Below are 8,874 nucleotides of genomic sequence, written 5' to 3'. Positions count from 1 at the left end.
GAGCCTCCTGCGCGCCCGGCGCGTGCCGCCCGAGGTGCGGTGCGTCCGGCGTCACAGCGGTCGAACCCCGTTCCGGCTTGGAATCACGGGGTTCCCTGTGGCAAGATGTTCAGGTTGCCTGTCACGGGCGCGTTCTTTCTCGTGTCGAACAGTGTGTAGCACCACGGTGCGTGTGCCGGTCCGGATCTCCGGAACGGTCCCGTCACCTGGAGCGGATCCCCTCCCGGAGAGGGGTCGCGGGGTTGCCGGCTGTCGACGCGCTAGAGCGCCCCGCGGGACACATGTCTCGACAGGCCCGACAAACGTCGTGGTCCGCCCCGCGGACCACAATCAACGGCCCCACGCCGGTTCGGTGTGCGCCCGGGTACGTCGCCTAGCGCGACACGCCCGAGCGCGGGGGTCGGACAGTAGCGGTTCGAGAGAGAGAGTCAGACGACGCCATGGCGGGACAGAAGATCCGCATCCGGCTCAAGTCCTACGACCACGAGGTCATCGACAGCTCGGCGCGCAAGATCGTCGACACGGTGACGCGCGCTGGTGCGACGGTCGTGGGTCCGGTGCCGCTGCCGACGGAGAAGAACGTCTTCACCGTCATCCGGTCGCCTCACAAGTACAAGGACAGCCGCGAGCACTTCGAGATGCGCACGCACAAGCGGCTCATCGACATCATCGATCCCACGCCGAAGGCCGTCGACTCGCTCATGCGGATCGACCTGCCTGCCGACGTGAACATCGAGATCAAGCTCTGAGGCTGGGATAGATATGACCAACCAGCAGAAGAACGTGACCGCGGTGCTCGGCACCAAGCTCGGCATGACGCAGCTGTGGGACGACGCCGGTCGTCTGGTCCCCGTCACCGTCGTGGCCGTCCCGACCAACGTCGTGACGCAGGTCCGCTCCGCGGACGCCGACGGCTACGCGGCCGTGCAGCTCGCCGCCGGCCAGATCGACCCGCGCAAGGTCACCAAGCCGCTCAAGGGCCACTTCGAGAAGGCCGGCGTCACGCCGCGTCGTCACGTCGCCGAGGTCCGCACCGAGGACGCCGCCGAGTTCACGCTCGGCCAGGAGATCACCGCCGAGGCCTTCGAGGCCGGTGCCGTGGTCGACGTCGTCGGCACCACCAAGGGCAAGGGCACCGCCGGTGTCATGAAGCGCCACGGCTTCTCCGGCGTCGGCGCCTCCCACGGTGCTCACCGCAACCACCGCAAGGCCGGCTCGATCGGCGGCGCCTCGACGCCGTCGCGCGTGTTCAAGGGTCTGCGGATGGCCGGTCGCATGGGCCACGAGCGCATGACCGTCCAGAACCTGACCGTCCACGCGGTCGACGCCGAGAAGGGTCTGCTGCTCGTCAAGGGCGCGGTTCCCGGCCCCAAGGGTGGCGTCGTCGTCGTGCGTACCGCTGCGAAGGGTGCGTGACCCCATGGCCAACCAGACCGTCGACGTGCTCGACGCCCAGGGCAAGAAGGCCGGCACCGCCGAGCTTCCCGCCGAGGTGTTCGACACCGTCACCAACGTCCCGCTGATCCACCAGGTGGTCGTGGCGCAGCGCGCCGCCGCCCGCCAGGGGACGCACGCCACCAAGACCCGCGGCGACGTCCGCGGCGGTGGCCGCAAGCCGTACAAGCAGAAGGGCACCGGCCGCGCCCGTCAGGGTTCGACCCGCGCCCCGCAGTTCGCCGGCGGTGGCACCGTCCACGGCCCGCAGCCGCGCAAGTACGACCAGCGGACCCCGAAGAAGATGAAGGCCGCCGCGCTCCGTGGCGCCCTCTCCGACCGGGCTCGCGCCGGCCGCGTCCACGTGGTCTCCGGCTTCGGCCTCGACGGCGCGCCGTCGACCCGGACCGCCGTCAAGACGATCGCGGCGCTCACCGAGCGCACGCACGTCCTCGTGGTCACCGAGCGCTCGGACGAGCTGACGATCCTGTCGCTCCGCAACGTCGAGCAGGTCCACCTGCTGACCGCGGACCAGCTCAACACCTACGACGTGCTCGTCTCCGACGACGTCGTCTTCACCGAGGGCGCGCTCGCCGCGTTCCTCGCCGGCCCGGCCACGGGCAAGAGCGTGAAGGCTGTCGCCACGGAGTCCGAGGCGGCCGAGACCGAGGAGGCCACCAAGTGACCGCCGTGACGAAGGACCCGCGCGACATCCTGATCGCGCCGGTCGTCTCCGAGAAGTCCTACAACCTCCTCGACGAGGGCAAGTACACCTTCGTCGTGGACCCGCGGGCCAACAAGACCGAGATCAAGATCGCGGTCGAGCAGGTCTTCGGCGTCAAGGTCGACTCGGTCAACACGATCAACCGCAAGGGCAAGGCGCGTCGCACGCGCTTCGGCCTGGGCAAGCGCAAGGACACGAAGCGCGCGATCGTGACCCTCCGTGAGGGCACGATCGACATCTTCGGCGGTCCGGCTTCCTGAGGCGCAGAGAGCAGATCGAGGACTAACCCATGGGAATCCGTAAGTACAAGCCGACGACGCCCGGACGCCGCGGCTCCAGCGTCGCCGACTTCGTCGAGATCACGCGCTCGCAGCCGGAGAAGTCTCTGGTCCGTCCGCTGTCCAAGACGGGTGGGCGCAACAACTCCGGTCGCATCACGACCCGTCACAAGGGCGGTGGCCACAAGCGTGCCTACCGCGTGATCGACTTCCGTCGCCACGACAAGGACGGCGTGCCCGCCAAGGTCGCGCACATCGAGTACGACCCGAACCGCACGGCTCGGATCGCGCTCCTGCACTACGCGGACGGCACGAAGCGCTACATCGTCGCGCCGAACAAGCTGTCGCAGGGCGACGTCGTCGAGGCCGGTGCCGGCGCCGACATCAAGCCCGGCAACAACCTGCCGCTGCGCAACATCCCGACCGGTACGGTCATCCACGCCGTCGAGCTCCGCCCCGGTGGCGGCGCGAAGATCGCCCGCTCCGCGGGTGCCTCCGTGCAGCTCGTCGCGAAGGACGGCCCGTACGCGCAGCTGCGCATGCCGTCCGGCGAGATCCGCAACGTCGACCTGCGCTGCCGCGCCACGGTCGGCGAGGTGGGCAACGCCGAGCAGTCGAACATCAACTGGGGCAAGGCCGGCCGCAAGCGGTGGAAGGGCGTCCGCCCGACCGTCCGTGGCGTGGTCATGAACCCGGTCGACCACCCGCACGGTGGTGGTGAGGGCAAGACCTCCGGTGGTCGCCACCCGGTCAGCCCGTGGGGCCAGCCCGAGGGCCGGACCCGCCGCCCGAACAAGCCGAGCGACAAGCTGATCGTCCGCCGTCGCCGCACCGGCAAGAAGCGCTGAAAAGGAGCCTGACAGATGCCTCGTAGCCTGAAGAAGGGCCCCTTCGTCGACGACCACCTGCAGAAGAAGGTGGACGCTCAGAACGAGAAGGGGACCAAGAACGTCATCAAGACCTGGTCCCGTCGGTCGGTCATCACGCCCGACTTCCTCGGTCACACCTTCGCCGTGCACGACGGCCGGAAGCACACCCCGGTCTTCGTCACCGAGGCGATGGTCGGCCACAAGCTCGGCGAGTTCGCTCCCACGCGAACCTTCCGCGGCCACGTGAAGGACGACAAGAAGGGCCGTCGCCGCTGACCCCCGGGTCAGCCGGACGACAGGCCCCGACGGTCTGAGAAAAGGAAGCAGGACAGCAATGGAAGCCAAGGCGCAGGCGCGGTTCGTCCGTGTCACGCCCCAGAAGGCCCGGCGCGTCGTGGACCTCATCCGTGGCAAGCAGGCCGCCGAGGCCGTCGCGGTGCTGAAGTTCGCGCCGCAGGCGGCGAGCGAGCCGATCCGCAAGGTTGTGGAGAGCGCCGTCGCGAACGCCCGGGTGAAGGCCGACCGCGCCAGCGAGCGTTTCGACGAGACGGAGCTCTTCGTCTCGGCGGCGTTCGTCGACGAGGGGCCGACGCTCAAGCGGTTCCGTCCGCGGGCGCAGGGGCGTGCGAGCCAGATCCTCAAGCGCACCAGCCACATCACCGTGGTCGTCGCACCGCGTGAGCAGAAGGAAGGGGCCCGATAGTGGGGCAGAAGGTTCACCCGCACGGGTACCGCCTCGGCATCACCACCGACCACCGGTCGCGCTGGTTCGCCGACAGCACCAAGCCTGGTCAGCGGTACCGCGACTACGTCCGCGAGGACGTGGCGATCCGCAAGCTCATGAGCACCGGTCTCGAGCGGGCCGGCATCTCCAAGGTCGAGGTCGAGCGCACCCGCGACCGCGTCCGCGTGGACATCCACACGGCGCGTCCGGGCATCGTCATCGGTCGCCGGGGTGCCGAGGCCGACCGCATCCGCGGCGAGCTCGAGAAGCTCACGGGCAAGCAGGTCCAGCTCAACATCCTCGAGGTCAAGAACGCGGAGATCGACGCGCAGCTGGTCGCGCAGGGCATCGCCGAGCAGCTCGCGAGCCGCGTCTCGTTCCGTCGCGCCATGCGCAAGGGCATCCAGTCCGCGCAGCGCGCCGGTGCCAAGGGCATCCGCGTGCAGGTCTCGGGTCGTCTCGGCGGCGCCGAGATGAGCCGTTCGGAGTTCTACCGCGAGGGTCGTGTGCCGCTGCACACGCTGCGCGCGAACATCGACTACGGCTTCTTCGAGGCCCGCACCACCTTCGGCCGTATCGGCGTGAAGGTGTGGATCTACAAGGGCGACATGACCGAGAAGGAGTTCGCCGCGCAGCAGGCGACTGCCGCCCCCCGCGGGGGTCGTGGTGGTCGTCCGGAGCGTGGGGAGCGCCGTGGTGGCGGTCGTCGCCCCGAGCGTCAGGCCCAGCCGGCCGCCGAGAGCGCCCCCGCGTCCGACGCGGCCCCGGCGCCGGAGCAGGCTGCGGCCCCCGAGTCCGGAACGGAGGCCTGAGTCATGCTGATCCCCCGCAGGCTCAAGCACCGCAAGCAGCACCACCCGAAGCGCTCCGGCGCGGCCAAGGGTGGCACCACGATCGCGTTCGGCGACTTCGGCATCCAGGCCCTCGAGCCCGCCTACGTCACCAACCGCCAGATCGAGGCTGCTCGTATCGCGATGACCCGCCACATCAAGCGTGGCGGCAAGGTCTGGATCAACATCTACCCGGACCGTCCCCTGACCAAGAAGCCCGCTGAGACCCGCATGGGTTCCGGCAAGGGCTCGCCCGAGTGGTGGGTCGCCAACGTCAAGCCCGGCCGCATCGTCTTCGAGCTGGCCGGTGTCGACGAGGAGCTGGCCCGTGAGGCCATGCGCCGCGCGATCCACAAGCTCCCGATGAAGTGCCGTTTCGTGGTGCGCGAGGGTGGTGCGAACTGATGGCAGTCGGAACCAAGGGCATGGCCCCCGCTGACCTCGACGGGTTCGACGACGAGAAGCTGGTCGCCGAGCTGAAGAAGGCCAAGGAGGAGCTCTTCAACCTCCGTTTCCAGTCGGCCACCGGCCAGCTGGAGTCCCACGGTCGGATCAAGGCCGTCAAGCGCGACATCGCGCGGATCTACACGGTCCTGCACGAGCGCGAGCTCGGTATCCGCACGGCCCCGAGCGTGAGTGAGTGAGGCATCGATGAGCGAGAACACCAACGCGGTGGCCGCTGAGACGACCGAGCGCAGCACGCGCAAGGTCCGTCGTGGCTACGTCGTCAGCGACAAGATGGAGAAGACCATCGTCGTCGAGGTCGAGGACCGCAAGAAGCACCCTCTGTACGGCAAGGTCCTGCGCACCACCACCAAGGTGAAGGCGCACGACGAGCAGAACTCCGCCGGTATCGGCGACCTGGTCGAGATCATGGAGACCCGTCCGCTGTCCGCGACCAAGCGGTGGCGCCTGACGGAGATCCTCGAGAAGGCCAAGTGATCCAGAAGGTCTTCTGACCTTCGGCCGGGGCAGGCCGTGACACACGTATGCGGCCCGCCCCGGCCACCACAGCAACTATCCGTTCGGCAAGGCTCGCCCGGGACAGCCTGGGACGAGAACCGGCTCGACGACAGGAGATCAATCGATGATCCAGCAGGAGTCGCGACTTCGGGTCGCCGACAACACGGGTGCCAAGGAGATCCTCTGCATCCGTGTTCTCGGTGGATCCGGCCGTCGCTACGCCGGTATCGGCGACACGATCGTCGCCACCGTCAAGGACGCGATCCCCGGCGGCAACGTGAAGAAGGGCGACGTGGTCAAGGCCGTCATCGTCCGGACCGCCAAGGAGCGCCGTCGTCCCGACGGTTCCTACATCAAGTTCGACGAGAACGCCGCCGTGATCCTCAAGAACGACGGTGAGCCCCGTGGCACCCGCATCTTCGGCCCGGTCGGGCGCGAGCTGCGCGACAAGCGGTTCATGAAGATCATCTCGCTGGCGCCGGAGGTGCTCTGACCATGGCGAAGATCAAGAAGGGCGACCAGGTGATCGTCATCGCCGGTCGCGACAAGGGCAAGACGGGCCGCGTGCTCGAGGTCCTCAAGGACTCCGACCGCATCGTGGTCGAGGGCGTGCAGCGCGTCACCAAGCACGTCAAGGCCGGCCAGACGGCTCGCGGCACCCGCACGGGTGGCATCGAGACCGTCGAGGCGCCGATCCACGTCTCGAACGTGATGGTCGTCGACCCGGAGACCAAGAAGGGCACGCGCGTCGGGTTCCGTACCGAGCAGGTCGAGCGCGACGGCCGTACCCGCACCGTCCGCGTGCGCGTCGCCAAGCGTTCCGGGAAGGACATCTGATGACCGAGACCACTCTCGAGGCCCCGGCCACCCCGCGCCTCAAGCAGAAGTACCGCGAGGAGATCATCGCGGCGCTGCGCGAGGAGTTCGGCCACCAGAACATCCAGCAGGTCGCCGGTCTGACCAAGATCGTCGTCAACATGGGTGTCGGTGACGCCGCCAAGGACTCCAAGCTCATCGAGGGCGCGATCCGCGACCTCACGGCGATCACGGGGCAGAAGCCCCAGGTGACCCGGGCCAAGAAGTCCATCGCGCAGTTCAAGCTGCGCGAGGGCATGCCGATCGGTGCGCACGTCACGCTGCGCGGCGACCGGATGTGGGAGTTCCTCGACCGGCTGCTGTCGATCGCGCTGCCCCGTATCCGCGACTTCCGCGGGCTGAGCCCGAAGCAGTTCGACGGGCACGGCAACTACACCTTCGGTCTCACGGAGCAGTCGATGTTCCACGAGATCGACCAGGACAAGATCGACCGCGTCCGCGGCATGGACATCACGGTCGTGACCACGGCGACGACCGATGACGAGGGCCGCTCCCTGCTGCGCCGTCTCGGCTTCCCCTTCAAGGAGAACTGACATGGCGAAGAAGGCCCTGATCAACAAGGCGAACGCCAAGCCGAAGTTCGCCGTCCGCGCCTACACCCGGTGCCAGCGCTGCGGCCGTCCGCACTCGGTCTACCGCAAGTTCGGCCTCTGCCGGATCTGCCTGCGGGAGATGGCCCACCGCGGCGAGCTCCCCGGCGTCACCAAGAGCAGCTGGTAAAACCACTACGCCGCAGGTCCGGGCGGTGCGCACGCACTGACTGGATACCCCGGCGAGGAAGGGCTGGAGCCCAATGACCATGACAGACCCCATCGCAGACATGCTCACGCGTCTGCGTAACGCGAACTCGGCGCACCACGAGACGGTCACCATGCCGCACTCGAAGCTGAAGTCGAACATCGCGGAGATCCTGCAGGCGCAGGGGTACATCACCGGCTGGAGCGTCGAGGACGCGAAGGTCGGCAAGTCCCTCACCCTGACCCTCAAGTACGGCCCGAGCCGCGAGCGCGCCCTCACCGGCGTCCGCCGCGTGTCGAAGCCCGGCCTCCGCGTCTACGCGAAGTCCACCAACCTGCCCCAGGTCCTCGGCGGCCTCGGCGTGGCGATCCTGTCCACGTCCTCCGGCCTGCTGACCGACCGCCAGGCCCAGGCCAAGGGCGTGGGCGGCGAAGTCCTCGCCTACGTCTGGTAATCCGGAAAGGAGATATCGCCATGTCTCGAATCGGCAAGCTCCCCGTTCCGGTCCCGGCCGGCGTGGACGTCACCATCAGCGGTGCGCTCGTGACCATCAAGGGCCCCAAGGGGACCCTGGAGCACGCGGTGCCCGCCCCCATCACGGTCGCCCAGGACGACGGCTCCCTCGTGGTGTCGCGCCCGGACGACGAGCGTGAGTCCCGTGCGCTGCACGGCCTCACCCGCACCCTCCTGGCCAACATCGTCACCGGTGTGACCCAGGGCTACGAGAAGAAGCTCGAGATCGTCGGTACCGGTTACCGCGTCGCGGCCAAGGGGCAGAGCCTGGAGTTCGCTCTCGGCTTCTCGCACCCGGTCACCGTGACCGCACCCGAGGGCATCACCTTCGCGGTGGAGAGCCCGACCAAGTTCTCGGTCGCGGGCATCGACAAGCAGCAGGTCGGCGAGGTCGCAGCGAACATCCGCAAGATCCGCAAGCCCGAGCCTTACAAGGGCAAGGGCGTGCGCTACGCCGGCGAGGTCGTCCGCCGCAAGGTCGGAAAGGCTGGTAAGTGATGGCTCTCAAGGTTCTGGGCAAGGGCAAGGCCGTCGCTCGTCAGCGCCGTCACCTGCGCCTGCGCAAGAAGATCAAGGGCACCGCGGCGCGTCCGCGCCTCGTCGTGACCCGCTCCTCGCGCCACATGGTGGCGCAGATCGTCGACGACACGGTCGGCAAGACCGTCGCCTCGGCCTCGACCCTCGAGGCCGACCTGCGCGCCCTCGACGGCGACAAGACGGCGAAGGCCCGCAAGGTCGGCGAGCTCGTCGCCGCGCGTGCCAAGGCCGCCGGCGTCGAGACCGTGGTCTTCGACCGCGGTGGCAACAAGTACCACGGTCGGGTGGCTGCGGTCGCCGACGGCGCCCGGGAAGCGGGGCTGGAGCTGTGATGGCCGACGTCCGCGATTTCGCACGGAAGATGAGGATCCTCTGATGGCTGCAGGGC

At 68.5% G+C, this 8,874-nt stretch carries 18 protein-coding genes; all 18 read left to right on the top strand.

Annotated features, from left to right (window positions below; translation table 11 throughout):
* The first annotated feature begins 440 nt into the window (after nt 1-440).
* A complete protein-coding gene (gene rpsJ, locus ACFWEK_RS14955) occupies nt 441-749 on the top strand; it encodes a 30S ribosomal protein S10 (RefSeq protein ID WP_013837837.1) in 309 nt (102 codons plus the stop codon).
* A gap of 13 nt (nt 750-762) precedes the next feature.
* On the top strand, nt 763-1,416 hold the full coding sequence (gene rplC, locus ACFWEK_RS14950) for a 50S ribosomal protein L3 (RefSeq protein ID WP_429764768.1): 654 nt from the start codon (nt 763-765) through the stop codon (nt 1,414-1,416).
* 4 nt (nt 1,417-1,420) lie between these two features.
* Complete coding sequence (gene rplD / locus ACFWEK_RS14945; protein ID WP_430547436.1) at nt 1,421-2,119, top strand: 50S ribosomal protein L4; 699 nt, start codon at nt 1,421-1,423, stop codon at nt 2,117-2,119.
* Nucleotides 2,116-2,418, top strand: a complete 303-nt coding sequence (gene rplW / locus ACFWEK_RS14940; protein WP_079572420.1) for a 50S ribosomal protein L23 — start codon at nt 2,116-2,118, stop codon at nt 2,416-2,418. The genes rplD and rplW overlap by 4 nt, the downstream gene beginning before the upstream one ends.
* A gap of 29 nt (nt 2,419-2,447) precedes the next feature.
* Nucleotides 2,448-3,284 (top strand): 50S ribosomal protein L2, encoded by an 837-nt coding sequence (gene rplB / locus ACFWEK_RS14935; protein WP_429764765.1) that lies wholly within the window; start codon nt 2,448-2,450, stop codon nt 3,282-3,284.
* A gap of 15 nt (nt 3,285-3,299) precedes the next feature.
* Nucleotides 3,300-3,581 carry a 30S ribosomal protein S19 gene (gene rpsS, locus ACFWEK_RS14930; RefSeq protein WP_075829208.1) on the top strand — a complete coding sequence of 94 codons (282 nt, stop codon included), beginning with the start codon at nt 3,300-3,302 and terminating at the stop codon, nt 3,579-3,581.
* Nucleotides 3,582-3,639: 58 nt separating this feature from the next.
* Nucleotides 3,640-4,008 carry a 50S ribosomal protein L22 gene (gene rplV / locus ACFWEK_RS14925; RefSeq protein ID WP_079572426.1) on the top strand — a complete coding sequence of 123 codons (369 nt, stop codon included), beginning with the start codon at nt 3,640-3,642 and terminating at the stop codon, nt 4,006-4,008.
* Entirely contained in the window at nt 4,008-4,841 is an 834-nt protein-coding gene (rpsC, locus tag ACFWEK_RS14920) for a 30S ribosomal protein S3 (RefSeq protein WP_430547437.1), read from the top strand. Before rplV ends, rpsC begins: the two co-directional genes overlap by 1 nt.
* Nucleotides 4,842-4,844: 3 nt before the next feature.
* Nucleotides 4,845-5,264: a 50S ribosomal protein L16 gene (gene rplP / locus ACFWEK_RS14915; protein ID WP_380244191.1), complete on the top strand. Its 420-nt coding sequence runs from the start codon at nt 4,845-4,847 to the stop codon at nt 5,262-5,264.
* Nucleotides 5,264-5,503, top strand: coding sequence for a 50S ribosomal protein L29 (gene rpmC, locus ACFWEK_RS14910; protein ID WP_079572432.1), 240 nt, complete (start codon nt 5,264-5,266; stop codon nt 5,501-5,503). The genes rplP and rpmC overlap by 1 nt, the downstream gene beginning before the upstream one ends.
* A gap of 7 nt (nt 5,504-5,510) precedes the next feature.
* Entirely contained in the window at nt 5,511-5,801 is a 291-nt protein-coding gene (rpsQ, locus tag ACFWEK_RS14905) for a 30S ribosomal protein S17 (protein ID WP_429764762.1), read from the top strand.
* 145 nt (nt 5,802-5,946) lie between these two features.
* Nucleotides 5,947-6,315: a 50S ribosomal protein L14 gene (gene rplN / locus ACFWEK_RS14900; protein ID WP_079572436.1), complete on the top strand. Its 369-nt coding sequence runs from the start codon at nt 5,947-5,949 to the stop codon at nt 6,313-6,315.
* Nucleotides 6,316-6,317: 2 nt separating this feature from the next.
* On the top strand, nt 6,318-6,659 hold the full coding sequence (rplX, locus tag ACFWEK_RS14895) for a 50S ribosomal protein L24 (protein WP_429764760.1): 342 nt from the start codon (nt 6,318-6,320) through the stop codon (nt 6,657-6,659).
* On the top strand, nt 6,659-7,231 hold the full coding sequence (gene rplE / locus ACFWEK_RS14890) for a 50S ribosomal protein L5 (RefSeq protein ID WP_429727852.1): 573 nt from the start codon (nt 6,659-6,661) through the stop codon (nt 7,229-7,231). The genes rplX and rplE overlap by 1 nt, the downstream gene beginning before the upstream one ends.
* A 1-nt stretch (nt 7,232) precedes the next feature.
* Nucleotides 7,233-7,418 (top strand): type Z 30S ribosomal protein S14, encoded by a 186-nt coding sequence (locus ACFWEK_RS14885; RefSeq protein ID WP_013837851.1) that lies wholly within the window; start codon nt 7,233-7,235, stop codon nt 7,416-7,418.
* Nucleotides 7,419-7,491: 73 nt separating this feature from the next.
* Nucleotides 7,492-7,890 (top strand): 30S ribosomal protein S8, encoded by a 399-nt coding sequence (gene rpsH / locus ACFWEK_RS14880; RefSeq protein ID WP_429764758.1) that lies wholly within the window; start codon nt 7,492-7,494, stop codon nt 7,888-7,890.
* 20 nt (nt 7,891-7,910) lie between these two features.
* Nucleotides 7,911-8,447 (top strand): 50S ribosomal protein L6, encoded by a 537-nt coding sequence (rplF, locus tag ACFWEK_RS14875; protein ID WP_429764756.1) that lies wholly within the window; start codon nt 7,911-7,913, stop codon nt 8,445-8,447.
* Entirely contained in the window at nt 8,447-8,818 is a 372-nt protein-coding gene (rplR, locus tag ACFWEK_RS14870; RefSeq protein WP_429764754.1) for a 50S ribosomal protein L18, read from the top strand. The genes rplF and rplR overlap by 1 nt, the downstream gene beginning before the upstream one ends.
* Nucleotides 8,819-8,874 lie beyond the last annotated feature (56 nt).

The sequence above is a fragment of the Isoptericola sp. NPDC060257 genome, assembly GCF_042726645.1.
GTDB classification, from domain to species: domain Bacteria; phylum Actinomycetota; class Actinomycetes; order Actinomycetales; family Cellulomonadaceae; genus Isoptericola; species Isoptericola nanjingensis.
The sequence above is the reverse complement of the archived record's forward strand: the minus strand, read 5'-3'. Positions and strand labels throughout refer to the sequence as shown.

Coding starts and splice junctions, on each gene's coding strand:
- rplC (WP_429764768.1), top strand. CDS start 763: ATGACCAACCAGCAGAAGAACGTGACCGCGGTGCTCGGCACCAAGCTC.
- rplX (WP_429764760.1), top strand. CDS start 6,318: ATGGCGAAGATCAAGAAGGGCGACCAGGTGATCGTCATCGCCGGTCGC.
- rpmC (WP_079572432.1), top strand. CDS start 5,264: ATGGCAGTCGGAACCAAGGGCATGGCCCCCGCTGACCTCGACGGGTTC.
- rpsQ (WP_429764762.1), top strand. CDS start 5,511: ATGAGCGAGAACACCAACGCGGTGGCCGCTGAGACGACCGAGCGCAGC.
- rpsS (WP_075829208.1), top strand. CDS start 3,300: ATGCCTCGTAGCCTGAAGAAGGGCCCCTTCGTCGACGACCACCTGCAG.
- rpsJ (WP_013837837.1), top strand. CDS start 441: ATGGCGGGACAGAAGATCCGCATCCGGCTCAAGTCCTACGACCACGAG.
- rplN (WP_079572436.1), top strand. CDS start 5,947: ATGATCCAGCAGGAGTCGCGACTTCGGGTCGCCGACAACACGGGTGCC.
- rplR (WP_429764754.1), top strand. CDS start 8,447: ATGGCTCTCAAGGTTCTGGGCAAGGGCAAGGCCGTCGCTCGTCAGCGC.
- rplF (WP_429764756.1), top strand. CDS start 7,911: ATGTCTCGAATCGGCAAGCTCCCCGTTCCGGTCCCGGCCGGCGTGGAC.
- rplD (WP_430547436.1), top strand. CDS start 1,421: ATGGCCAACCAGACCGTCGACGTGCTCGACGCCCAGGGCAAGAAGGCC.
- ACFWEK_RS14885 (WP_013837851.1), top strand. CDS start 7,233: ATGGCGAAGAAGGCCCTGATCAACAAGGCGAACGCCAAGCCGAAGTTC.
- rplV (WP_079572426.1), top strand. CDS start 3,640: ATGGAAGCCAAGGCGCAGGCGCGGTTCGTCCGTGTCACGCCCCAGAAG.
- rplE (WP_429727852.1), top strand. CDS start 6,659: ATGACCGAGACCACTCTCGAGGCCCCGGCCACCCCGCGCCTCAAGCAG.
- rplB (WP_429764765.1), top strand. CDS start 2,448: ATGGGAATCCGTAAGTACAAGCCGACGACGCCCGGACGCCGCGGCTCC.
- rpsH (WP_429764758.1), top strand. CDS start 7,492: ATGACCATGACAGACCCCATCGCAGACATGCTCACGCGTCTGCGTAAC.
- rplP (WP_380244191.1), top strand. CDS start 4,845: ATGCTGATCCCCCGCAGGCTCAAGCACCGCAAGCAGCACCACCCGAAG.